The organism is Pontibacter saemangeumensis (genome assembly GCF_039541895.1).
GTDB classification, from domain to species: Bacteria; Bacteroidota; Bacteroidia; order Cytophagales; family Hymenobacteraceae; genus Pontibacter; species Pontibacter saemangeumensis.
Window position 1 is genome coordinate 591,948 of record NZ_BAABHC010000014.1, and the last position, 21,907, is coordinate 613,854.

At 54.9% G+C, this 21,907-nt stretch carries 21 protein-coding genes and 1 tRNA gene; 8 read left to right on the top strand and 14 right to left on the bottom strand.

The window, feature by feature from the left end:
- Positions 1–22: 22 nt before the first annotated feature.
- The 5 genes from ABD920_RS13345 to ABD920_RS13365 all read right to left on the bottom strand — a co-directional run bounded on the left by ABD920_RS13345 (position 23) and on the right by ABD920_RS13365 (position 5,038).
- Entirely contained in the window at positions 23–1,498 is a 1,476-nt protein-coding gene (locus ABD920_RS13345; protein ID WP_345159692.1) for a TolC family protein, read from the bottom strand.
- Between the two features lie 28 nt (positions 1,499–1,526).
- Entirely contained in the window at positions 1,527–2,159 is a 633-nt protein-coding gene (locus ABD920_RS13350; RefSeq protein ID WP_345159694.1) for a TetR/AcrR family transcriptional regulator, read from the bottom strand.
- 282 nt (positions 2,160–2,441) lie between these two features.
- Positions 2,442–3,185 (bottom strand): LytR/AlgR family response regulator transcription factor, encoded by a 744-nt coding sequence (locus ABD920_RS13355; RefSeq protein ID WP_345159695.1) that lies wholly within the window; start codon positions 3,183–3,185, stop codon positions 2,442–2,444.
- On the bottom strand, positions 3,182–4,207 hold the full coding sequence (locus ABD920_RS13360) for a sensor histidine kinase (RefSeq protein ID WP_345159696.1): 1,026 nt from the start codon (positions 4,205–4,207) through the stop codon (positions 3,182–3,184). The genes ABD920_RS13355 and ABD920_RS13360 overlap by 4 nt, the downstream gene beginning before the upstream one ends.
- Positions 4,208–4,219: 12 nt before the next feature.
- Positions 4,220–5,038 (bottom strand): LiaF transmembrane domain-containing protein, encoded by an 819-nt coding sequence (locus tag ABD920_RS13365; RefSeq protein WP_345159698.1) that lies wholly within the window; start codon positions 5,036–5,038, stop codon positions 4,220–4,222.
- A gap of 484 nt (positions 5,039–5,522) precedes the next feature.
- Between ABD920_RS13365 and pheS the strand changes: the two genes are divergently transcribed.
- The 4 genes from pheS to ABD920_RS13385 all read left to right on the top strand — a co-directional run bounded on the left by pheS (position 5,523) and on the right by ABD920_RS13385 (position 8,204).
- Positions 5,523–6,548 (top strand): phenylalanine--tRNA ligase subunit alpha, encoded by a 1,026-nt coding sequence (gene pheS, locus ABD920_RS13370; RefSeq protein WP_345159836.1) that lies wholly within the window; start codon positions 5,523–5,525, stop codon positions 6,546–6,548.
- 179 nt (positions 6,549–6,727) lie between these two features.
- Positions 6,728–7,585 (top strand): 3-hydroxyacyl-CoA dehydrogenase family protein, encoded by an 858-nt coding sequence (locus ABD920_RS13375; RefSeq protein ID WP_345159699.1) that lies wholly within the window; start codon positions 6,728–6,730, stop codon positions 7,583–7,585.
- Positions 7,578–8,000, top strand: a complete 423-nt coding sequence (locus ABD920_RS13380) for a Rieske (2Fe-2S) protein (protein WP_345159701.1) — start codon at positions 7,578–7,580, stop codon at positions 7,998–8,000. Before ABD920_RS13375 ends, ABD920_RS13380 begins: the two co-directional genes overlap by 8 nt.
- 130 nt (positions 8,001–8,130) lie before the next feature.
- Positions 8,131–8,204: transfer RNA gene (locus ABD920_RS13385), tRNA-Asn, on the top strand.
- 273 nt (positions 8,205–8,477) lie between these two features.
- On the opposite strand, the gene ABD920_RS13390 is transcribed toward ABD920_RS13385, so the two are convergent.
- Positions 8,478–11,141, bottom strand: a complete 2,664-nt coding sequence (locus ABD920_RS13390) for a cation-translocating P-type ATPase (protein ID WP_345159702.1) — start codon at positions 11,139–11,141, stop codon at positions 8,478–8,480.
- Between the two features lie 428 nt (positions 11,142–11,569).
- Between ABD920_RS13390 and ABD920_RS13395 the strand changes: the two genes are divergently transcribed.
- Complete coding sequence (locus tag ABD920_RS13395) at positions 11,570–12,208, top strand: hypothetical protein (protein ID WP_345159703.1); 639 nt, start codon at positions 11,570–11,572, stop codon at positions 12,206–12,208.
- A 148-nt stretch (positions 12,209–12,356) separates the two neighbouring features.
- Here the strand turns inward: ABD920_RS13395 and ABD920_RS13400 are convergent, their stop codons facing one another.
- Positions 12,357–13,871, bottom strand: a complete 1,515-nt coding sequence (locus ABD920_RS13400) for a malate:quinone oxidoreductase (RefSeq protein WP_425568618.1) — start codon at positions 13,869–13,871, stop codon at positions 12,357–12,359.
- A gap of 715 nt (positions 13,872–14,586) precedes the next feature.
- On the opposite strand from ABD920_RS13400, the gene ABD920_RS13405 reads away from it, so the two are divergent.
- Positions 14,587–14,775 (top strand): hypothetical protein, encoded by a 189-nt coding sequence (locus ABD920_RS13405; RefSeq protein ID WP_345159705.1) that lies wholly within the window; start codon positions 14,587–14,589, stop codon positions 14,773–14,775.
- A gap of 78 nt (positions 14,776–14,853) precedes the next feature.
- On the opposite strand, the gene ABD920_RS13410 is transcribed toward ABD920_RS13405, so the two are convergent.
- The 4 genes from ABD920_RS13410 to ABD920_RS13425 form a co-directional block, all read right to left on the bottom strand.
- Positions 14,854–15,462 carry a sterol desaturase family protein gene (locus ABD920_RS13410; protein ID WP_345159707.1) on the bottom strand — a complete coding sequence of 203 codons (609 nt, stop codon included), beginning with the start codon at positions 15,460–15,462 and terminating at the stop codon, positions 14,854–14,856.
- Between the two features lie 98 nt (positions 15,463–15,560).
- Entirely contained in the window at positions 15,561–16,070 is a 510-nt protein-coding gene (locus ABD920_RS13415; protein ID WP_345159709.1) for a shikimate kinase, read from the bottom strand.
- A 118-nt stretch (positions 16,071–16,188) separates the two neighbouring features.
- The gene (locus ABD920_RS13420) at positions 16,189–17,289 is read right to left on the bottom strand and encodes a BT_3928 family protein (protein ID WP_345159711.1); all 1,101 of its coding nucleotides are present in this window, start codon (positions 17,287–17,289) and stop codon (positions 16,189–16,191) included.
- 206 nt (positions 17,290–17,495) lie between these two features.
- Positions 17,496–18,041 (bottom strand): DUF1599 domain-containing protein, encoded by a 546-nt coding sequence (locus ABD920_RS13425; protein WP_345159712.1) that lies wholly within the window; start codon positions 18,039–18,041, stop codon positions 17,496–17,498.
- A gap of 35 nt (positions 18,042–18,076) precedes the next feature.
- On the opposite strand from ABD920_RS13425, the gene folP reads away from it, so the two are divergent.
- On the top strand, positions 18,077–18,943 hold the full coding sequence (gene folP, locus ABD920_RS13430) for a dihydropteroate synthase (protein WP_345159713.1): 867 nt from the start codon (positions 18,077–18,079) through the stop codon (positions 18,941–18,943).
- Positions 18,940–19,785 (top strand): diadenylate cyclase CdaA, encoded by an 846-nt coding sequence (cdaA, locus tag ABD920_RS13435; protein WP_345159714.1) that lies wholly within the window; start codon positions 18,940–18,942, stop codon positions 19,783–19,785. Before folP ends, cdaA begins: the two co-directional genes overlap by 4 nt.
- 297 nt (positions 19,786–20,082) lie before the next feature.
- On the opposite strand, the gene ABD920_RS13440 is transcribed toward cdaA, so the two are convergent.
- The 3 genes from ABD920_RS13440 to kbl form a co-directional block, all read right to left on the bottom strand.
- Positions 20,083–20,280 carry a PLDc N-terminal domain-containing protein gene (locus ABD920_RS13440; RefSeq protein ID WP_345159715.1) on the bottom strand — a complete coding sequence of 66 codons (198 nt, stop codon included), beginning with the start codon at positions 20,278–20,280 and terminating at the stop codon, positions 20,083–20,085.
- Between the two features lie 22 nt (positions 20,281–20,302).
- The gene (locus ABD920_RS13445; RefSeq protein WP_345159716.1) at positions 20,303–20,590 is read right to left on the bottom strand and encodes a hypothetical protein; all 288 of its coding nucleotides are present in this window, start codon (positions 20,588–20,590) and stop codon (positions 20,303–20,305) included.
- A gap of 98 nt (positions 20,591–20,688) precedes the next feature.
- On the bottom strand, positions 20,689–21,879 hold the full coding sequence (gene kbl / locus ABD920_RS13450; protein WP_345159718.1) for a glycine C-acetyltransferase: 1,191 nt from the start codon (positions 21,877–21,879) through the stop codon (positions 20,689–20,691).
- Positions 21,880–21,907: the final 28 nt, after the last annotated feature.

A 21,907-nucleotide genomic window follows, 5' to 3' on the forward strand; every position in this document is an offset into this window, starting at 1 on the left:
TCACAGTTTATTTCGGTAGTTTTTAATTAGTCAGTAAAGTGCCGGTAGCCTTCTCCAGGTTTACTTTGGCAATCAGGGCGTCGTACATGGCAGCGTAGTAGTTGGTCTGCGCCTCGCGCAGGTCGGTTTCCGCGGATACCACCTCTAAGTTGGTGCCCACGCCTTCCTGAAACTTGATTTTGGCCACGCGGGCGATCTCCTCCGCCAGCGCCATGTTCTCTTTTTGCGATGCCAGCACATCCAACGCGTTTGTGATCTCCGCAGAAGCCTGCGCCAGCTCCAGGTTTATGCTCTGGCGCAACGACTCAAAACCAAGCTTTGTGTTCTCCAGCGCCAGCTTGCCCTGCTGCACCTGGTAGTGTTTGCGCAGGCCGTCAAAAATGGGCACCTGCAGCTGCGCCCCCACGTAGCCGAAGTCGAACCAGTTGCGGTTGGTGGTGTTGTTGCTGCCGGCGCGCACATCCATGACATCAGAAAAGGTAGAGCCCACCCCGCTGTATCCGTAGCGGGCGTTGAGGTACATTTTTGGCAGATAGCCTGATTTGGTGTTGCGCAGGTCCAGCTCCGCCAGGTCACGCTGTGTTTCCAGCAGCGAGTACTCGATGCGGTTGTTGTAATTGAAATCCTGCGGGTTTACCTTGCTCATATCCACTTCTACCTCCGCCAGTTTGTCCGTTAGCAGGATGGGCTGGCTCTGGTTCAGGCCCAACTGGAACTTGAGCAGGTTCTCGCTCAGCTGCATCAGGCGCTCCGCTTTCTGGCGCTCCACCTTCAGGTTATTCAGCTGCACACGCAGCCGGTCCACATCCAGTTTCTCTGCCACGCCGTTCTCGAACATCACGCCGGTCTGGAAAAGCAGCGTGTCGAGGCGGATGAGGTTCTGCGTGAGCAGTTCCATGCGCTCGCCATTCACCAGCACGCCGTAGTAGGCTTTGCTCACCTGCTCTGCCACCTCAATCTCGCTCTGCACAGTAGACTTGCGCGACAGTTCCGTATATGTTTTCGCCGCTTTGAGGCCGATCAGGTAGGAGCCGTCGAAAAGCAGCTGACTGCCTGTTATCGCGGCACTGCCGGTGTAGGGCTGCACGAAGGTAATGGCCTGCAGGCCGCCGTCGCCCGGCTGCGGCTCGGGCGTGGAGTAGGCAGGCGTTAGGGTAATGGGCTGACCGGATGCCAGCTGCTCCGGCGTGATTATGAAGGGGTCTAATTCATCAGGAGCCCCGCCGAAGGCGCTTGGGTCCAGCAGGGTTTTCTGCTGCACAAAGTTGTTCCCCACCTCTACGGCGGCATCTATCTGCGGCAGCCCCATGGCCCTGATCTCGCCCACCTGCGCCTTGGCGATCTTCTGCTCGTTGCGCGTGGCCTGCAGGCTGGGGCGGTGCTGCAGCGCGTAGTTGATGCTTTCCTGCAGGCTGAGCCGCATCGGCTCCTGCCCCTGCGCGTAGCCTGTGCCCCACAGCGCGAGCAGGGCGATGACCAGGTTTAATCTTTTTTTCATAATCCGATAGGTTGGTGGTAGCTAGTGGTTATTCTTCTTCGTTTATATGCTTCAGCTCATTGATCAGTTTGTGGCCTTTCAAGGTGGCGATACCCAGCATGTAGTGCTCCAGCACGGCCATCTGCACGCGCCTGGCGTCATACTGGTGCGGCGGGAAAACCGCCTGGTTAAAAGGCAGCTCGATCAGGACCAGGCGCATGCGCGCCATGACGTCCACATCCAGCCCCTGCCGGAACAGCCCCTCTTTCATCCCCCGCCTGATGTTCGCCTTCACCTTCTCGAGTATATAGCCGTTCTTGTGCTGCATCCACAGGTCCCAGCTGTCGGGGTGGTATTTCTGCAGGTCGTGGAAAATGGAAGGGTGCATGTTGGAGAAGACCCTCTTTGTAAGTTCCACCACCTGGAAGAGCTCTTCGATGGCGCTCCCGGAAGTTTCGATGAAACACTCGCAATCCTGCTGCACATTGCCCAGGTAAGCTTCCATGGCTTCATATATCACCTGGTCCTTGTTCCGGAACCACTTGTAGAGTGTTTTCTTCGACATCGAGAGGCGCTGCGCAATGTCGTCCATCGACACGCTTTTGATGCCGCACTGGCAGAACATGCCGAAGGCTGCCTGCAGTATCTTATCTTTCGCTTCTGTTCTTTCTGCTGTTTCCATATCCATAAGTAGGAGCAAAACTATGGAAACATTTTTCATTTCAAAAGTTTCCGTGTTATCAAATGGTTAACACAGCACCTCTTATAATGTTTGTTTCTGACTAAAATACAAGCATTTACAGATCGCTCACCGATCTCACAGGAACAGGGTTCAGGGGCAGAGCGTCGATGAACAGGAGTGTTATATAGACAAAAGCCTTCCTGATGTCCAGCAAAATCCGGCCATACGATAGTATATAAGACGCCGCCAAGGCGGCAGATTTATATATAATTTTTTTTTAAATTATATCCCCAGCACAGTGCGCAGTTTGCTGTAGCCGGTCCGGCTCAGGGGCACCCGCACGCCGTTCTTCAGCAGGGCTATATGGCTGTCTTTCTCCAGTGGCTCGATGCGGGTGAGTTGGGCGAGCGGAATAATGTAAGAGCGGTGCACGCGCACAAACTGGCTCGGGTCCAGCACACGCTCGTAGTAGCCCATAGTCTTTTTTTTCAGGAAGAGCCCGTTGCCGGTGTGCACCTTCACATAATCGTCATAAGCCTCGAGGTACAGCACGTCTTTCACCGGGATGATGCGGATGTCGTTGGCGGCTTTCACGACGATGCGCTGCTGCTCCTCGGGCTGCTTGGCCGGCACCTCGCTCAGGTCGGCGGCTTTGTCCTCTGCAGGTCTTATTTGGCGGTTCTCCAGCCATTTCTTCAGGGCGGCATCAAATCGCTCCTGGCTGAAGGGCTTGAGCAGGTAATCCACGGCGTTGGCCTCGAATGCTCTCAGGGCGTACTCATCAAACGCAGTGGTGAAGATTACGCCCGGTGCCCTGTCTACCAGTTCCAGCATCTCAAACCCATTTATCTTGGGCATCTGGATGTCAAGGAAGATCAGGTCGGGCTGGTGCTGCATGATGGCTTTCACCCCGGCAAACCCATCGCCGCACTCCTGCACCACCTCAATGTCGGGGTGGCGCTGCAGGTACTCTGCCACCATGCCGCGGGCCAGGGGCTCATCATCTATAATCAAACATTTCATCATAGTTTCTGCGGGATTTTAATGCTGGTGATAAACTGGTTTTCCTGTTGCCGGGTCTGTAGCAGGTCGTGGCGGGCATAGAGCAGGTACAGGCGGCGCTGCACCGAGCTCAGGCCGAAGCCGGTGCCCTGCTGTGGCTGCGCGGTGGCGGGGTCGTAAGGGTTTTGCACCTGCAGCTGCAGGTGATGGTCGCGGGCAGTGGCTGTAATGCTGATCACTGTGTCGCCGATGGTATCGTAGAGGCCGAACTTGATGGCGTTTTCCACCACAGGCTGCAGCAAAAGAGCCGGCAGGCGCATCTCCAATGCTTCTTTCTGCACATCAACAGCCGTTCTAAGGCGGTGCCCGAAACGCACTTTCTCGATCTCCAGGTACAGTTCCAGGTGCTGCAGTTCATCTAACAGGCTTACCTGCTGCTGATCGCCTTTGCGGAGGGTGCCGCGCAGGAAATCGGAGAGTTGCATGATCATGCGGCGGGCCTGCTCGGGCCTTGCCCCCACCAGCGCCGAGATAGAATTGAGGCTGTTGAACAGAAAATGGGGCTGCAGTTGCTGGCGCAGGGTGTGAAGCTCCGCCTCGCGCGACAGCTTCTCGGCATCGGTCTTCCGCGCCTCGTCCTGCTGCCGTTCGCGGGTGTAGTACCACATCCAGTTCAGCAGCAGCACGAGCAGGATCATCAGCCAGGCAAACACGACCCGGAGCGGCAGCGTGGCATCCACAAAAGCGAGGTAAGCTTCATCGGCCCTGAAGATCCTGCCTGCTAAATAGTTAAAGAGCAGCATGCTGATTCCCGCCAGGCCCAGGCTCCACCCCAGCAGGTAGGCGCCCTGCTTTATACCCGGCTGGTAGAACCGCAGGCACGTGCCCATCGCATACCCCCCGCCCACCAGCAGCGCGTTTGTGAGCAGCGCATCGGTGAGGGCTGCGCTCAGGCGCACCCCCACCGACAGCAGCAGCGCGGCCTGCACGGCACTCCAGAACAGGGACCAGCCCAGGTAAACCAGTATAATGCGAAAGGGGTGCATGCGCGTTGCGGTTTAAAAACTTTTAATCTGGAGCCCGCCGAAGAGTGTGGTGCCCCTCAGGATCAGCACCTTGTTCGGGTCGTAGCCACTGGCCAGGATAGGACGCTTGTCGTCAATGCCGCCCAGGATCGCCACCATCTCTGATTTCACTTCCCAGTGCGGCGGAATGATGAGCGTGGTTCCGCCAAAGATCTGTGTGGCCTCCAGCACGGCAGGCTGCTGCATGTCGGCCTGGGTCAGGTTCAGCTCCGTGCCGCCAAAAACGCTCACCACCTCGCCGCCCCTGAAGTTCTTGGAGATAATGTTCTTCTTGATGCCGCCCAGTATCGCCGTCACGTCCACTACCTCCTCCCCAGACTGGGCACCATCTGTGGCATAGGCTGTGCTGAAGCCCTGATCCTGTGCTGTGCCCGTGGTGGCGTCTCCCCCTACTTCTCTCCTTCGCCCGAAGCGCCGGGGATAGTCCCGATGGGGCTTTAGCATCATCCACACCCCCAGGCCGATGAGCATGATAGGCCAGAAGTATATATGCAAATCAAAGCCCTCTACCATGTCCTCGACCAAAAACACGGTACCTATCAGCACCAGGATGATCCAGGCGGGCCTTTGGAAATTGTGCCGGAAACCAAGGAAAAGGCCCAGCACGATCAGCAGCATCTCCCAGGAGAATATCCAGTGAGGCAAAAAGAAGATATTGAGTTTCGCCACCAGCACCGCGACGCCCACTGCGACCAGGAGCAGGCCGGCCATGATCTTACCTCCCCCGCCCTGCCGGGGACTTCCCATGTTGCCGCCGTAGGGGTTTTTCGGTCTTTGTTCCTGATTTTCCATTGCCTGTTTTGTTTAAGATGATGATCAAATGTACTACAAACAGACCCACGCGTCTACAGCAGATAGGCAAACGAGACATAGAAGTCGGTAAGCTGCCGGTTTGAGTCGGTAAACTACGGAGCATAGCACGCCTCTGCAATACACAGTACGCAAAACCCTTCACGCTCTGGCAGCTGCACTTCTGCACCACAGCCCCGCTGCACAACGCAAGGAACATATAAACCGGGGAGTCAGCACTGCTGACGCTGATTTGCAACCCATCTCACACGAATCCGAAAAGTTTATTCCCTCGCAGGGACAAGTTGCGACCTGTACGCATCGTTCCCGAACCAGCTGTTTCTGCATCGGCTACTGCAGGGACAGGCTACGGCCCGCCCCACAAGATCGGCATATAATCCTGCCATGCCAGCACCACCTGTATGCGTACCAACTCATAAGTGGTTAAATCGAATCAGAAAGCGCCAATTTATTATCTTTGCATATGATGGTGGACAACATACAACACATAGCACACGAGATAGAGGCGGCACCGCTCACGAACGCCGCCGAGTTGGAGCAGTTCCGTATTGCCTATATAGGGCGCAAAGGCCGTATTGCCAACCTTTTCGACAACCTGAAGCAGGTGGCGCCGGAGCAGCGGCGTGAGGTGGGCCAACAGCTGAATACGCTGAAAAACCGCGCCCAGGAGCGCTTCGACCAGGCGCAGGAGCAGCTCAGCAGCACTGCCGACACCGCAGGAGACACCGGCTTCGATTTCACCCTGCCCCCTATCCCCAACACCCTGGGCACCCGCCACCCGCTTTCGCTGGTGCGCCAGGAGATCGTGCGCATTTTCGAGCGCATCGGCTTTAACGTGGCCGAAGGCCCGGAGATGGAGGACGACTGGCATAACTTCTCAGCCCTTAACTTCCCGGAGAACCACCCGGCCCGCGAGATGCAGGACACCTTCTTTTTGAGCGAGAACAAAGACAAGCTGCTCCGCACCCACACCTCCACGGTGCAGGTGCGCCTGATGGAGAATAACCAGCCACCGCTGCGCAGCATCATGCCTGGCCGCGTGTACCGCAACGAGGCTATATCGGCACGGGCGCATATGGTGTTCCATCAGGTAGAGGGCCTGTACGTGAACAAGGGCGTGAGCTTCAAAGACCTGAAAGAGACGCTGTATTACTTTGCCAGGGAAATGTTCGGGCAGGACACGCAGATCCGCTTCCGCCCGTCGTTCTTCCCGTTCACAGAGCCAAGCGCCGAGATCGACATCACCTGCTTCATCTGCAAAGGCGAAGGCTGCAACATCTGCAAGGGCACAGGCTGGGTAGAGATAGGGGGCTCCGGCATGGTAGACCCCGCTGTGCTCCAGAGTTCCGGCATTGATCCGGAAGTGTACTCTGGTTTTGCTTTCGGCATGGGCATCGAGCGCATCACGATGCTCAAGTACCAGATAAAAGACCTTCGCCTCTTCACCGAAAACGACGTGCGCTTCCTGCGCCAGTTTGAGGGGGTAATCTAAAGGCTGTATTGCTATATGGTTAAATGGCTCCGCAGCTAGCTGGCAATTCAGCCATATAGCAATTTCCTTTTGAGTTGAACACTTCAGGCGGTATAATGTCGTTCTCTTCCAAAGAGGACGGTAAAGTCATAATCCTATATCATAATTATTCAATCATTTAGCAATCTAACCATCAAGCCATGCAGCTGGAGGAAATCAATACAATCGGGGTAGTAGGTGCCGGTACGATGGGGCAGGGCATCGCGCAGCTTTGTGCGCAGGCGGGTTTTAAAACGTTTCTGTTTGATATAAACGGGCAGGTGCTGGAGAAGGCGAAGAAAACCACCTCGCAGCAACTGGACAAAGGCCTCGCGCTCGGCAAACTGACAGCCGCAGACAAGGAGGCCGCGCTGGAACTTCTCACCTTTACCGGCGACACGCTGCAGCTAAGCTGCGATGTGATTATCGAGGCCGTGGTGGAGCGCCTGGAGGTGAAACAAAGCATTTTCAAGGAACTGGCCAGCATCAACACCCCAGACACCATACTTGCTTCCAATACCTCCTCTATCCCGATCACGCGGATCGCCTCCGGCATATCAAATCCGGGGCGCGTGGTGGGCATGCACTTTTTCAACCCGGCCCATATCATGAAACTGGTAGAGGTGATCTCCGGTGCAGCGACCTCCCCTGCCACTGCCCAAACGGTAAAGGCGCTGGCCGAAAAGCTTGGCAAGACTGCCGTAATGGCAAAAGACTCCCCTGGCTTTATTGTGAACCGCGTGGCGCGGCATTTCTACGTGGAGGGTCTGAAACTGCTCGAGGAAGGTGTGGCGGATGTAGAAACCATCGACAAACTAATGCAGGCGAGCGGCTTTAAAATGGGGCCTTTTGAACTCATGGACCTGATCGGTGTTGATACTAATTATGCAGTAACTGCCTCCATGTTCGAGGCATTCCATTATGACGCTAAATTCAGACCAAGCCGCATACAGCAGCAAAAAGTGGACGCCGGGCACCACGGCCGCAAGTCGGGCAAAGGCTTTTATACCTATGCGTAAACGTTGGGCGCTGCTCCCGCTCCTGCTCCTGTTTGTTACGGCCTGCCGCGACAGCAACGGTGCCGGTCCACGCATACCGGATGTGGTGGTGGATGAGCAGATAAACGTAAACAGCCAGCTGTTTCCTATGCTGCGCCAGGACGGCGGCTATGCCTATATACCCGGCGGGTACAAGGGCCTTTTGGTCGTGCGCCAGAACGCAGGCCAGTACTATGCCTTCGAGCGCGCCTGCCCCTACGACCCCACCGCCTCCTGCTCAGAGATTAAAGTAGACGCATCGAACTTGTTTATCGTGGACGACTGCTGCGGCTCACAGTTTAACCTGCAGGGAGAGGTAACGGGCGGACCAGCCGTATATGGCCTGCGGCAGTACCAGACAGCCTTAATGGGCTCTGTGCTGTATATAAAGAACTAATCTTTTTAATTTGATTCTCAATAATTTAGAAGCTGTCATAAAAATTTTAGCGGTGCCTACTTGCGTGATAAGCAAAACTGCCGTAATATTGCACCATCAATCAGCAGAAAAGCCGCTGATATAGTAAAATTCCTCCTTAGCTCAGTTGGTTAGAGCACATGACTGTTAATCATGGGGTCCCTGGTTCGAGCCCAGGAGGGGGAGCTTGAAAAAGCCACTTACGAGTAATATCGTTAAGTGGCTTTTTTATTTTTAAACATATTCTGTAAAATTAACCGAAGCAATTATGAAAAGGGGACTCGTGCAAGGCTGCAGCATCAGGAAGCGGCTGCCAGAGGCTTCCGATAAACTTCTTTGGCTTTGGCACCAGGCTGGCTTTTTAGCGCGCAGGAATGCGACTGCCCTACGCACACGCCCACATTAGCCTGCCGCTGCCAACGCAAATGCAGCCGCGCGAGACTTTACGGCAGCAGGAACTCAGGCCAAGGCTTTTCGCTGGCGTACCCGAAGAAATATCTTGAACAGCTCGTTTATCAGCAGCGGAACCAGGCCCAGGAAAAGGACCATCACCCAGCCCTGAACATCGAGCATCTGCAGATTAAAGGCCTCCTGCATAAAGGGGATGCCGATGACGACCAACTGCAGCACAAGCCCAAGCAAAATGGCTCCGAGCAGGTACTTATTCGAGAACACACCGATCCGGAAAATAGACTTTACAGGGTTCCGCATCGCCAGCGAGTAGAAAAGCTGGCAGGCAACCAGCGTCATGAAAGCCAGCGTGCGGGCATTCTCCAGCGTGTCTACCGGTACAACATCATCGAAGGGGCTGTAGCCGTGCTCATAATAGCCAAACCAAAAGGCGAGGATCGTCAGGCCCCCGATCAGCAGGCCACCTCCTACCGCCCGTATGCCTGCGCCACCTGCAAAGAAGCTTTCTTCCGGGTCACGCGGCTTTTCCTGCATCACATCCGGGTCCCCGGGATCCATGCCCAGGGCCACTGCCGGCAGGGAGTCTGTGATGAGGTTGATCCAAAGCAGTTGGGTAGCGATCAAAGGCGCCTCCCAGCCTATCAGCAGTGTCATAAACATGGCGACCACCTCGCCCAGGTTGCAGGTCAGGAGGAAGATAACAGCCTTCCTGATATTGTTATAAATATTGCGCCCCTGCTCAATGGCGGATACAATGGTGGCGAAGTTGTCGTCGGTCAGGATCATATCGGAAGCGCTTTTGGCAACGTCGGTGCCCGTAATGCCCATGGCCACGCCGATATCAGCCGCATTCAGGGAAGGTGCATCGTTCACGCCGTCGCCTGTCATGGATACGATGTTGCCATGCGCTTTCAGGGCACGCACGATCTTGACCTTATGCTCCGGGGAAACGCGTGCAAACACCCGGAAGCCGGAAACCTTTTCACTGAACGCCTGCTCTGTGAACGCGTCGATTTCCTGCCCTGTAATGGCCTGGCTGATATTTTCGGCTATCCCCAGTTCGTGCGCAATGGCATATGCGGTATTCTTGTGGTCTCCGGTAATCATCATGGAGGTAATGCCAGCGTTCCGGGCTTTTTCAACAGAAGCCTTCACTTCAATCCTGGGCGGGTCAATCATCCCGACCATCCCCAGCAGGATCAGGTCCTTCTCCATTTCAGAAGTGCCGATCACGGAATCTACCGGCCTGTAGGCTACCCCCAGCGTGCGGAGCGCCTTGCCCGACATGTTATCCGTGGCCGCGTAAAACTGCTGTTTATGTGCGTCGGTTAACGGCACCACCTGCCCGTGCTCCAACACATGCGTGGAAATGTTGAGCAGGTTGTCGATGGCCCCCTTGGTATAGACCGTGAACCTGCCGTTCTCTTCGTTCAGCGTCGACATGAGCTTCCGGTCTGAGTCGAAGGCAAACTCTCCTACGCGTTTGTTTGCCGCGTTCAGAGCTTTGCGCTCAAGGCCTAGGTCATCGGCGAAGAGCAGCAGCGCTATTTCGGTCGGGTCTCCTGTTGCCTCTCCATCTTCATATGTGGCGTCGGAGCAAAGGACCATAGCTCTGGCGAGCAGTTTCGCATCTTCTGTCGCGCCGTTGCGCTTCTCCCGCCCAACCGTCACTTCCCCTGCCGTGCTGAAGTACTGGATGACCGTCATCTTGTTTTGCGTCAGTGTGCCTGTTTTGTCTGAGCAGATGATATTGACAGAGCCAAGGGTTTCCACAGCAGGCAACCGCCGGATGATGGCGTTGTGCCTGGACATACTGGTGACGCCGATAGAGAGCACGATGGCCACGATGGCCGCCAGGCCTTCGGGAATGGAGGCAACGGCCAGGGACACCGATATAAGGAACATCTCTGCCAGGTCTCTGCCCTGAAGCATCGCAACCCCGAATATCAGAACGCAGATGCCGATTGCCAGCTTCCCGAGTGTTTTCCCGAGCTTTTCAAGCCGAACCTCCAGCGGGGTCTGCGACTCTTCTTCGGTGTCGATTATTTTCGCGATTTTACCGACTTCGGTATCCATGCCGGTTCCGATCACAACCCCGAGACCCCGGCCATAGGTAACCAGCGTGGACATGAAAGCCGAGTTTGCCCGGTCCCCGACAGGAGTTTGCGGATCTGTATGCGTAAGGGTTGCGTCCTTGCTGGATGGAACAGACTCGCCCGTGAGTGCTGACTCCTCGATCTGGAGGTTGGCGGACTCGATCAAGCGCAGGTCGGCCGCGATAAAACGCCCGGCGTCCAGCACAAGCACATCACCGGGCACTACGCTTTCGGAACCCACTTCTTTCACCACGCCGCCCCGCCGGACAAGCGCCTTAGGCGATGCTATTTTCTGGAGGGCCTCGATGGCGTTTCCGGCTTTCACCTCCTGCACCACACCTAGCACCGCATTCAGAATAATCACCACCAGGATGATGACGGCATCTACGTATTCTCCCATAAACAGGGTGATTACCACGGCCGCAATCAAAACATATATAAGCCAGTCCTGCAACTGCTCCACCAACATCCGGAAGATGCTCTTCTTCGCTTTCCCTTTCAGTATATTTGGCCCGTACTTTTCCAGCCTGGCCTTCGCCTCTGCGTCAGAGAGGCCTTGTTTTGGATCTACTTTAAGTTCCTTCAGAACTTCTTCTATTGATTTGGAAAACCACATCTTTTTCTGGTTAAACAAGCATGGAAGCAGAAGCATAGCACCCATATACCCTTCCCAAATATACAAACCAGGTACTGGCTGGCTGCATATTTCGCACCCAAACGTCCGGCTATTTTCCTCCGCCTATCATTTTAATCTTGCCGGGGAGCAGACAGACTGCAATTACATGTTTTTCCTGGCAGTCCGCTGCCTTCTCCCCATCAACCTGCGGTAGAAAGTTGCCACTTTGTCAATGCCCTTGGTTGCTTGCAAAACAGGGCATGAATTAGGCCTGTAACAGGAGAGAAATTTATATATACATTAAACTATATATAAACAATTTTATATATTCGCACAATGCTTTAACTCTTGTGATTTGCCTCGCCGGAGGAGGCCGTCTGGCCAGCAGTTCGCTCCATAAACCTTCTGCCACAAGCCTGAACCTGCTTATGAAAACATGCTTTCTCCACTTGCTCGCTTTGCTGCTGACAGCCACAACCGCCACGGCACAGGAAAATTTCGACTACATTACTGCTTCGTCAGGCACTGAGGGCGAGACGGGTGCGGCCCCCTTCGCATCAAATGCACGCGAGAGCCGCGCCGTTCTCCAGGCGATCCGCCCGGTAACAGTTACTTACAAAGACGCTCCCTGGTTTCTGCTGGTGGTGGACATACCGGACGAGAAACAGGTGGTGCACTTTACGCAGGGGCAGTTGGAGGCGATCCGGGCCATTGTGGATGCCAAAGACGGGAAGACGCATTACCTGGAGGTTACTAATTTTTTTGAGGTATACACCGGCAGGGGAAACACCGTGATCGACCATTACTTCGAGAACAGCGTGCGGTTCGCCATCAGCAAAAAGCACTGGTACAGAAACAACGCTTTGTTTATAGTAAGCTCGCTTGTGGTGGATGACCAGCATGTGATCCGATTCCAGATGCCCTTCGCCAATGAAGCCCGGATTTGCAAGCACCTCAAAGCGGCGCATAACCTGGAGAAAGAATATTACGAGGCTGGCCCTGCAGAATTCCTGCGTCTTTTTAACGCCAGCACTGTGCCGGAAGAGATGCGCGCGAGCGCAGAATAAGCATCTGCAAGCAGGTTGGCGGAAATCACAGAGGCTCCTATACTCTTCAAGTCCCTCACGATCAGACCTATATAAACAGGGCTCCCTGCGGTGTAGAAGCACGTCGATGCATTCTCCTATACCGCAGGGAGCCGCTGATTTGCCCGTCTTAGTGCAGCTGCTCGATATTCTTTAGCCCCAGTACTTCGCTGGTGTGCTCCCTGACTTCCTCCAGCAAAGCAGCATCCTCCCCGAGCGGCTCCCCATAAGAGGGAATCATCTGCTTCAGCTTCGTTTGCCACGCTTCGGAGTCTATCCTGTTTGGGAAGCAGCGCTCCAACAGGCCCAGCATAATAGACACAGCGGTAGAAGCTCCGGGCGAGGCACCCAGCAGGGCCGCGATGGACCCGTCGGCGGCACTCACCACTTCGGTCCCGAACTCCAGCACCCCGCCGTGCTTCGGGTCTTTTTTAATGACCTGCACCCGCTGGCCTGCCATTTCCAGTTCCCAGTCTTCTCTTCTGGCATTCGGGAAATATTCCCGCAGGGCAGCCATCCGGTCCTCAGGAGACTGGCGCACCTGGTCTATCAGGTACCTTGTGAGCGGGATGTTCTTGATGCCCGCCGCCATCATGGGGCGCAGGTTGTTTACCTTAATCGACCGGGCCAGGTCAAAGTAAGATCCCTTTTTAAGGAACTTGGTGGAGAACCCGGCATATGGGCCGAAGAGAAGCTCTCTTTTCCCGTTGATCATCCGGGTGTCGAGGTGCGGCACAGACATAGGGGGAGAGCCCACCGCCGCCTTGCCATATACCTTCGCCTGGTGTTTTTTGATCACAGCCGGGTTTGTGCACTTCAGCCACTGCCCGCTCACCGGGAAGCCGCCATACCCCTTGCCCTCGGGTATATCCGACTTCTCGAGCAGCGACAAAGAGCCGCCTCCCGCCCCGATGAACACAAACCGGGTATAGGTTTTACGCTTGTTGCCGGATGCAAGGTCTTTTACCTTAAGCCGCCAACTGCCATCCGGCTGCCGCTTTAGCTTCCGGACCTCGTGGTTGAAATGCATCGATACGCCATCCAGCGCCTGCAGGTGGTTGAACATACAGCGTGTCAGCTCCCCGAAATTCACGTCGGTGCCGATGTCCATGCGGGTGGCCGCCACTTTCTGTGACGTATCGCGGCCTTCCATGATCAGCGGCATCCATTCCTTTAACTGCTTCGGGTCCTCTGTGTACTGCATCCCCTTAAAAAGATGGCAATCGGTGAGAGACTTATAGCGCTCGCTCAGGAAGCGCACGTTCGCGTCGCCCCAGACAAAGCTCATGTGCGGGATGCTCCTGATAAAGTTACCCGGTATCTGGATAAGGTTGTTTTCGATGAGGTAGGCCCAGAACTGCTTCGACACTTCAAAGGACTCCGCTATTTTAACAGCCTTCGCCGTCTCAATGGACCCGTCGGCAAGCTCCGGGGTATAGTTTAGTTCGCAAAAGGCGGAGTGGCCCGTTCCGGCGTTATTCCACGCGTCGGAGCTTTCTGCCGCGGCCATATCCAGCCGCTCATATATCTCTATGGTCAGGTCAGGTTGCAGCTCCTTAAGCAGCACACCAAGCGTGGCACTCATAATGCCAGCACCGATCAACACCACATCAGGGCCTGCAGAGTTATTGCTATTGTTCATCATATATAAATCCGTAAAGACAATTCAGTTGATATAATTATTTCAAAGCATAAAAAAGCGTACGATATTTTGCGCGCGAACGGCGCACAATTTCACCTGATTCTGCGCTCGCTGCAACAGCAAATTTAAAGCATAGCGGCTAAAAGCAAGAGGTTTTCCCGGCCCCATAAGAGGCCTACAACCTGTATATACCTACTCCCCCTGCAGCAAAATGCCAACACCATACAAGGTAACCGCCGTTCCTGCTTCATGTTCAGGCAGGAGGCTACCCGCTTCGGATTTAAGAGCTGGCTTTCAGGTTGGTGAACGGTGCAGACGGCTCCTTTCTTCGCTCTCTCCGGAGGCGGGAAATTTGTCTGGGCCGCTTCTTCTGTACGCTGCTTTTATATGTAAACGGCTGCCCCTGTCGCTGGGGTTGCGGGCTTTGCTGCACTGCCTTCTTTTCACAGCCGCCTTTCCTTAAAAAGTGAAATTGGCAGCATCAACAAAGCTTGCTGGAGCGTTGCCGTAACAGCCGCCCACTGGTGCCCCTGAACAGGGGACTGCTGGCAGTTTCTCACTTTTGGCGTTCCTTCGAACTGCCTGCCGGCGGCCTACGCCCAACCTTTTTGCCGCTGCACCAGTAAATAGCTAACATGGCAATATTATCATATAAACGACTGACGATACTTTGCCACACTCATAAAAAAGATCAGTCCTGAATTTAACATCTAAGAAAATGAAAAATATAAGACTTTACGTGATGTCGCTGCTCGTGCTGCTAACCCTGACGCTCAGCAGCTGCGACGTTATCGGAGGCATATTTAAAGCAGGCGCCTATACTGCCATTATCGTTATTGTGCTGGTGGTGGTGCTTCTCTTCTGGCTCTTCCGCAAGTTCAGAGGCCCGCGTGGACCGCGGATATAAGAACATACAGCTATATAAAACAGAAAGGGAGCCGGTACCGGCTCCCTTTCTGTTTTATATAGCTGTATGTTCATTGCGTTACCTTGACCGCTTGGGCATCGTCCCCAGCACGTAATCCCAGAGCGGCGACGAAACACCGTACGCCACGTTCGGGTCTTTGTAATGGTGAATGCTGTGGTGGATCCAGAGCGTCTTGAGGAAATTTTTAGGCGGAGCATAGGCATGGACCGCATAGTGCACCAGCAGGTACATAGCATAGCCAAACAATACCCCCGCCAGTATGCCGAAAACAAACTGGCCGAAAACCAGCTTGAAAACGAAAAACAGCAGTGAAGAGATGAAAACGCTCAGGATCGGCGGCATCGCCAGGCGCTCCTTGTCTTTCGGGAAATCATGGTGGTTGCCGTGAAACGTGTATTGTATCTTTGCTTTGGCGGGCGTGTCCGTCTCCATATGGAAAAGGAAGCGGTGCGCTATATACTCGAGCAGGGAGAAAAGCAGCCAGCCGGTAAAGAACAGGGTGACGGCCTCCAGCACGCCGATAAAACTATGCATGATGCCATAGTAAATCAGGCCCGTGGCAATGGCAATGAAAATGGAAATCGGAAGGGCTATATGCGTTCTTGTTAGTCGTTCAAGAACGGGGTTCTCAAAAATCTGAGCGCGTCCTTTGTGGTTAGGTTTCATAGTGGTATTTTGCTCTACTTTATATGCTGCAAAATTACTGAATTTTTGAATGCCGCGGTGTGTCGCAGCGCCGGATACCTTCTTATTAACGCGCCTCCTCAGTTATTGTTGAGTAATTGTTGCAACAGCTTAACGCTTATGCTCTCCCCATGCAGGGTGGTTCCGGCGCGCTCATAATACTGCCTGCGGTGGCTTAAGGTATTCAGCAGAAAAGCCTTAACCTCCTCTTCCGTCTTGCCCGCCAACAGGGGCCGGACCTGCAAATCGGAAGCCAGCAGCCTCCGGGAAATTTCTTCGACGGGCACATCCAGAAAAAAAGTTTTGCCGTGCCTGTTCATGAAGCCGATGTTGTCGAAGAAACAGGGCGCGCCGCCGCCCGTGGAGATAACGGCCTGCCCGTACTCCTGCACCACCGCCTCCAGCGCCTCCCGCTCCAGTTCCCGGAACCGCTCCTGCCCCTCCTGCTCAAACAATTGGGCAATGCTGCGGCCCTCCCGCTCCTCAAGGTATGCGTCCAGGTCTACAAAAGCGTACTGCAACCGGGACGCCAGTTGCCGGCCCAGCGTGGTTTTCCCGCTGCCCATCATGCCGATTAAGAAAATTCTCATTTTCTTCAAGTAAAGATTATGAATTTGAGAGGAGAACAGCTCCTGAAAAATTATGCGGAAGGCGAACGGCTATATATGATTTTGCCTCCTGCTATAAAATGCGCCAGAGGCAATAAGGTTACTCGGCAACCAGCAACTCCTTCACCTCCTCAATATCCGGTGTGTCGTTGTGGTGCCACTTGCCTTTCACGGTGCCATCCTGCAGCAGCAGGATGCCGGGGTTGGAGCGGAGAATGGTCTTCAGCACGGTGCCGTCGCCATAAAAATAGGGGGCGGCCAGGTTCACCTCATGTCGGAACACTTCAAAATCGGGCCCGCTGCTGCTCGTGATCACCATGGGCGTGATGCCCTGCTGCTCTGCCGCCTTCACCAGCTTGTTGATCGCATCGAAGTTAGCCCTCTCGGCCTTCTCCGCACTCTGCACCAGTATCAGCAGTTTCTTGCCTGTCAACACTTCCTGCGTAAAGTCGGCGGTGTCGTTCCACACGTTAAAATCCGTGATCTTCGGCCCGTCCTCCGGGTTAACCGCCACCATCTCCTTAAAAGTGAAACTCGTGTCAGTCGGGTACTCCTCAAACTCCTGCTGCTGCCCGTCCTTCACCATGATGTACTTGTAGCGCAGCGGGGCCGACGGCTGCATGAGCGCCGGAATGTTGTTACCTGTTTTGTAGGCGCGGAAGTCGATGTATGGGAGATGCTCGTAGGCGTACCAGCCCACCATAATGGAGATGGCTGCCGTGATGATGGTAATGACAGCCCCCGACGCCTGCCGCATAACCGGCCTCAGGTGCTCCTGTGTGAACAGGAGCACCAGGATCATGGCCAGCAGCACAACGTCTTTTGTAAACGACTCCCAGGGCGTTAGTTTAATGGCATCGCCGAAGCAGCCGCAGTCCGTCACTTTGTTGAAGTAGGCTGAGTAAAAGGTGAGGAAGGTGAAGAACACGATCATCAGCAGCAGCGCCCATATAACGGCTTTCAGCTGCCAGCGCACCAGCAGCGCCACACCCAGCACGATTTCCGCCGCACTCAAAAAGATGGACAGAAACAGCGAGTACGGCTCGAACGATTTAAAAATGGGGGATATGTCTGTGGAGAACACTTCAAAATACTCCTCCAGCTTGATGGCAGTGCCCACCGGGTCGTTTATCTTGATCAGCCCCGAAAAGATGAAAAGCACCCCTACAAAAAGCCAGCAGAACTTGCTTATATACTTCATTGTTTGTTTGATGTTTTAATATAGTGTCAGAGTTCCGGGTCTAACCACCCCTGCCCCTCCTTGTCTAAGGAGGGGCTTTTCCCCTGCTACCTCAGCCTCTAATGCATTTTAACTCTTGCAAACAAAACTATAGCTACAGAGCTTTTGCGCTGCCTTATTTAAGGCAGACACCCCTCCTCAGACAAGGAAGGGTGGTTGTATATTTCTCACCCCGCAAACCCTGATTTTATCAAAGCGAACACAGCGTAATTAATCATATCGCGGTAGTTGGCTTCCACCCCCTCCGAGACCAGCGTCTGCCCCTCGTTGTCTTCGATCTGCTTGGTGCGGTAGAGCTTCATCAGGATGATATCGGTGATGGAACTCACGCGCATATCGCGCCACGCCTCACCATAATCGTGGTTCTTGGCGTTCAGCAGCTTGATGTTCTCTTCTATATGGTGCGTATACAGGCGTTCCACTTCCTCGGCTGGCAGATTCATATCCGCGTCGGCGGGCAGGTGCAACTGCATCAGCGCGATAACGCAGTAGTTGATGATGCCCACAAACTCCCCGTTGATATCGTCCGCCACCAGCTGCGTTCCCTTCTCCTGAATGGAGCGGATCCGCTGGGCTTTGATGAAGATCTGATCGGTGATGGAAGGGAGCCGCAATATACGCCAGGCGGTGCCATAATCCTTCGTTTTGTTCACAAAGGTGTCTTTGCAGCGCTGCACTACCAGATCATATTCCTGAAGTGTTTGATTAATCAAGTTTTTAGCTTTAATTTTAAAATCAACAGACGTATATGCCAACTTTGGGAGCGAAAGATACGCTTTTTAGCACAAAAACCACAGTCAACTGTCGCGGAAAGCTCCTGTCTCTGGAGGCTCCGCTGGTGATGGGCATTCTGAATGTTACCCCCGATTCTTTCTACGCCGGCAGCCGCCTCAGCACTGTAGAAGCAGTGCTGCAGAAGGCCGAAACGATGCTGCAGGATGGCGCTGATATACTGGACATTGGCGGCTACTCCTCGCGCCCGGGCGCCGCCGATATACCTGTACAGGAAGAGCTGGACCGGGTGGCCCCGGCCGTTGAGGCCATCGTGCGGAATTTTCCGGAGGCGGTTGTCTCCGTAGACACCTTCAGGGCGGCAGTGGCCGAGGCGGCGGTGGCAGCTGGCGGGGCGATCATAAACGATATATCCGGCGGAAATTTAGACGAGGCCATGTTCCCGACGGTGGCCAGGCTACAGGCACCCTATATACTCATGCACATGCGTGGAACGCCGCAGACCATGACGACGTTGGCTAAGTACGATGACATCGCTGTGGAGGTAGTGGACGAGCTGCAGGGCCAGGTAGCGCGGTTAAAGCAGTTGGGCGTGAAAGACATTATCCTGGACCCCGGCTTCGGGTTCGCCAAAACGGTGGATCAGAACTTTGAATTGCTGCGCCGCCTCGACGAGCTCCGCGTGTTCGGGCTGCCGGTTCTGGCGGGGCTCTCGCGCAAGTCGATGGTCTATAAAACGCTGGGCATTGCGCAGGCGGACGCCCTCACCGGCACAATAGCCCTGAACATGGTGGCGTTGATGAAGGGTGCAGCCATTTTGCGGGTGCACGACGTAAAAGAAACGAAGCAAACAGTAGAACTATACAAGAAAACAATACTTTGATCTTTTTATTCAGCATAGGTTTTTTAGAGATTGAGCTGCTCGATATCATCGATATCCTGCTGGTGACGGTGCTGCTGTACCAGTTGTACAAACTGTTGACGGGCAGTGTGGCGCTGAAGATTTTCCTGGGCCTGCTCTCTATCTACCTGCTGTACCTGGTGGTGCGCGCCGCCGGCATGGAGCTGCTCAGCATTATCCTGGGCCAGTTTATGGGCGTGGGTGTGCTGGCCGCCATTATCTTGTTCCAGCCCGAGATACGGCGCTTCCTGCTGATGATCGGGAAGACCACCGCCTTCAACAACGACCGCTTTTTCCGGGGTTTCCCGTGGCGCCGCGAACAGGCCGAGAAGCTCAGCCTGACGCCGTTTATCGAAGCGGCCAAGTCGCTGGCGGGCAAGAACACCGGCGCCCTCATTGTTTTCTCCAAAAGCTCTGAGCTGAAGTACTACGCCGAGTCAGGCGACCTGATCGATGCCGTGATCTCAAAGCGCCTGCTGATGGCGATCTTCAACAAAAACAGCCCCCTGCACGACGGGGCCGTCATCATCTCGGGCAACCGCATCAAGGCAGCCCGCTGCATCCTGCCTGTCTCCGAGAACCAGGACATTCCGGCCTCGATGGGCTTGCGCCACCGGGCTGCCATTGGCCTCACCGAGATCACAGACAGCATAGTGTTGGTGGTGTCGGAGGAAACGGGCCAGATTGCCCTCGTACGCAACGGCGAAGCCTACCGCAACCTCTCCTCCGCTGACCTGCGCCTCAAACTGAACCAGTTCCTGTTCGACACAGACCAGCGCGCCGCACCAGCCCCGGCCTCCGAAAAATCAGCCAGTGCAGCGTAGGCAGTGAGGCCTTAGCAGGATATTGCCTCCCGGATCGGTTATATATAGCCTTCCCTGTCAAGGCGCTGCAGGAGGTAGCACAGCCAATAAGCCCGCGCCCCAACAAAAGGCACTTGCAGCCCCCATCCCTTCCGGTACAGTTTTCAGAAATGTTATGCTTCCCCTTGAGGAAGGATATAAGCGGCAGTGAACGCGGCTATATAGTACAGCAACACGAAAGCCGCAGAAGCGACAGGATGAAGGAGGATCGTTTACTTGGGCGACAGGTATATGCATGCACAGCATACGGGGATTACATCAATCTCCCCGGAGCCGGAAGAACCAGTAAGCGGCAGGCCCCAGCACCGGCAACACCCACAGCACCACCACCCAGGTAAGCCGCTGCCCCACGGTGTAGTTCGTCCGGAAAATGAGGTGCACCAGCGAAACGGCCACCAAGGCATAATTCAGCGCGATCAGTAAGGTGATAAGGGGGTTGTGTTCGAAGAGGTCCATGGGAGGGTTGGCTGCTTGTCGGTTAAAAAAGCGTCTCGCCTACGAACCACATCAGGTAAAGCAGCGCAGGGGCGCAAAGCAGCAGCACCATGCCGAAGTTCACGCGCGTCCACTGCGGGTTTAGCAGCATACTGATATAAGCCTCCGCCGACAGCAGCAGCGAGAAGTAGAACGTGATCTGCAACAGTGTGCCGATTATATATGCCTCGCCGCGCATGCCTGCGGTAGAGTAAGCCAGGAAAGAGACCACCAGCCACGACAGCACCGTGCCTATCAACATTTGCCCCGGTTTGATCTTTATATTGTTCATCGCTGTGCCCTCACTGTTTTGCAGGTTCAAGATATAAAATAGCAAAGCCACTCCCAAATCCGGGAGCGGCTTTGCTTCAGCTTCGGCGGCAGTATCGCCTATTTCACCACGCCAAGCTCCTTGCCTGTTTCCACGAAAGCGTGGATGCATTTATCGATGTGCTCCCTGTCATGCACAGCCGAGAGCTGCACCCGGATGCGCGCCTGCCCCTTTGGCACCACCGGGTAGTAGAAACCGATCACGTAGATGCCTTTGTCCAGCATGCGGGCCGCGAACTCCTGCGCCAGTGGGGCGTCATATAGCATGACGGGCACAATCGGGTGGTCGCCTGGCTTGATGTCGAAACCGGCCTGGGTAATCTTCTCCCGAAAATACTTCGTATTCCACTCCAACTTATCACGCAGCTCCGTGGTGGAGCTCAGCAGGTCGAGCACCGCGATGGAGGCCCCCACAATGGACGGCGCCAGCGAGTTGGAGAACAGGTAGGGGCGCGAGCGCTGGCGCAGCATCTCAATGATCTCTTTGCGGCCGGAGGTGAAGCCCCCCATCGCGCCGCCCAGTGCCTTGCCCAGCGTGCCGGTGATGATGTCGATCTCGCCCATCACGTGGTGGTACTCGTGCGTGCCGCGGCCGGTCTTGCCCATAAAGCCGGAGCTGTGGCAATCGTCAATCATCACAAGGGCCGTGTACTGGTGTGCCAAGGCCACAATCTTGTCTAATTGGGCCACGGTGCCGTCCATCGAGAAAGCGCCGTCAGTTACGATAATGCGGTGCTTCGCTCCCTGCGCCTCCTGCAATTTCGCCTCCAGGTCGGCCATGTTGTTGTGCTCGTAGCGGAAGCGCTGGGCCTTGCACAGGCGGATGCCGTCTATGATGGAGGCATGGTTCAGGGCGTCCGATATGATGGCCGACTCCGCATCGAAGAGCGGTTCAAACACCCCGCCGTTGGCATCGAAGGCGGCGGCATATAAAATGGTGTCTTCGGTGCCGAGAAATTCGGAGAGCTTGCGCTCCAGTTCCTTGTGTATGTCCTGTGTGCCGCATATAAACCGCACGGAGCTCATGCCATAGCCGTGGGTATCGATGGCCTCTTTCGCTGCCTCTATCACGCGCGGGTGCGCCGACAGGCCCAAATAGTTGTTAGCGCAGAAATTAAGCACATGCTGCTGCACCGTCGTGTCGATGTCAGCCCCCTGCGGTGTGGTGATGATGCGCTCTTTCTTATATAAACCCGCCTCCTGGATCTCGGCCAGTTGCTGTTCCAGGTCTGCTTTTAAAGTTTCGTACATATGTTCGTTGATCGTTTTTCGTTACTCG

Bases quoted from the DNA above. Each gene is read 5' to 3' on its own strand.
- ABD920_RS13375 (WP_345159699.1), top strand. From the start codon at position 6,728: ATGCAGCTGGAGGAAATCAATACAATCGGGGTAGTAGGTGCCGGTACG.
- ABD920_RS13360 (WP_345159696.1), bottom strand. From the start codon at position 4,207: ATGCACCCCTTTCGCATTATACTGGTTTACCTGGGCTGGTCCCTGTTC.
- folP (WP_345159713.1), top strand. From the start codon at position 18,077: ATGCCAACTTTGGGAGCGAAAGATACGCTTTTTAGCACAAAAACCACA.
- ABD920_RS13350 (WP_345159694.1), bottom strand. From the start codon at position 2,159: ATGGAAACAGCAGAAAGAACAGAAGCGAAAGATAAGATACTGCAGGCA.
- ABD920_RS13395 (WP_345159703.1), top strand. From the start codon at position 11,570: ATGAAAACATGCTTTCTCCACTTGCTCGCTTTGCTGCTGACAGCCACA.
- ABD920_RS13420 (WP_345159711.1), bottom strand. From the start codon at position 17,289: ATGAAGTATATAAGCAAGTTCTGCTGGCTTTTTGTAGGGGTGCTTTTC.
- ABD920_RS13380 (WP_345159701.1), top strand. From the start codon at position 7,578: ATGCGTAAACGTTGGGCGCTGCTCCCGCTCCTGCTCCTGTTTGTTACG.
- kbl (WP_345159718.1), bottom strand. From the start codon at position 21,879: ATGTACGAAACTTTAAAAGCAGACCTGGAACAGCAACTGGCCGAGATC.
- ABD920_RS13405 (WP_345159705.1), top strand. From the start codon at position 14,587: ATGAAAAATATAAGACTTTACGTGATGTCGCTGCTCGTGCTGCTAACC.
- ABD920_RS13390 (WP_345159702.1), bottom strand. From the start codon at position 11,141: ATGTGGTTTTCCAAATCAATAGAAGAAGTTCTGAAGGAACTTAAAGTA.
- ABD920_RS13355 (WP_345159695.1), bottom strand. From the start codon at position 3,185: ATGATGAAATGTTTGATTATAGATGATGAGCCCCTGGCCCGCGGCATG.
- ABD920_RS13400 (WP_425568618.1), bottom strand. From the start codon at position 13,871: ATGATGAACAATAGCAATAACTCTGCAGGCCCTGATGTGGTGTTGATC.
- ABD920_RS13415 (WP_345159709.1), bottom strand. From the start codon at position 16,070: ATGAGAATTTTCTTAATCGGCATGATGGGCAGCGGGAAAACCACGCTG.
- ABD920_RS13410 (WP_345159707.1), bottom strand. From the start codon at position 15,462: ATGAAACCTAACCACAAAGGACGCGCTCAGATTTTTGAGAACCCCGTT.
- ABD920_RS13365 (WP_345159698.1), bottom strand. From the start codon at position 5,038: ATGGAAAATCAGGAACAAAGACCGAAAAACCCCTACGGCGGCAACATG.
- ABD920_RS13345 (WP_345159692.1), bottom strand. From the start codon at position 1,498: ATGAAAAAAAGATTAAACCTGGTCATCGCCCTGCTCGCGCTGTGGGGC.
- pheS (WP_345159836.1), top strand. From the start codon at position 5,523: ATGGTGGACAACATACAACACATAGCACACGAGATAGAGGCGGCACCG.
- ABD920_RS13445 (WP_345159716.1), bottom strand. From the start codon at position 20,590: ATGAACAATATAAAGATCAAACCGGGGCAAATGTTGATAGGCACGGTG.
- ABD920_RS13440 (WP_345159715.1), bottom strand. From the start codon at position 20,280: ATGGACCTCTTCGAACACAACCCCCTTATCACCTTACTGATCGCGCTG.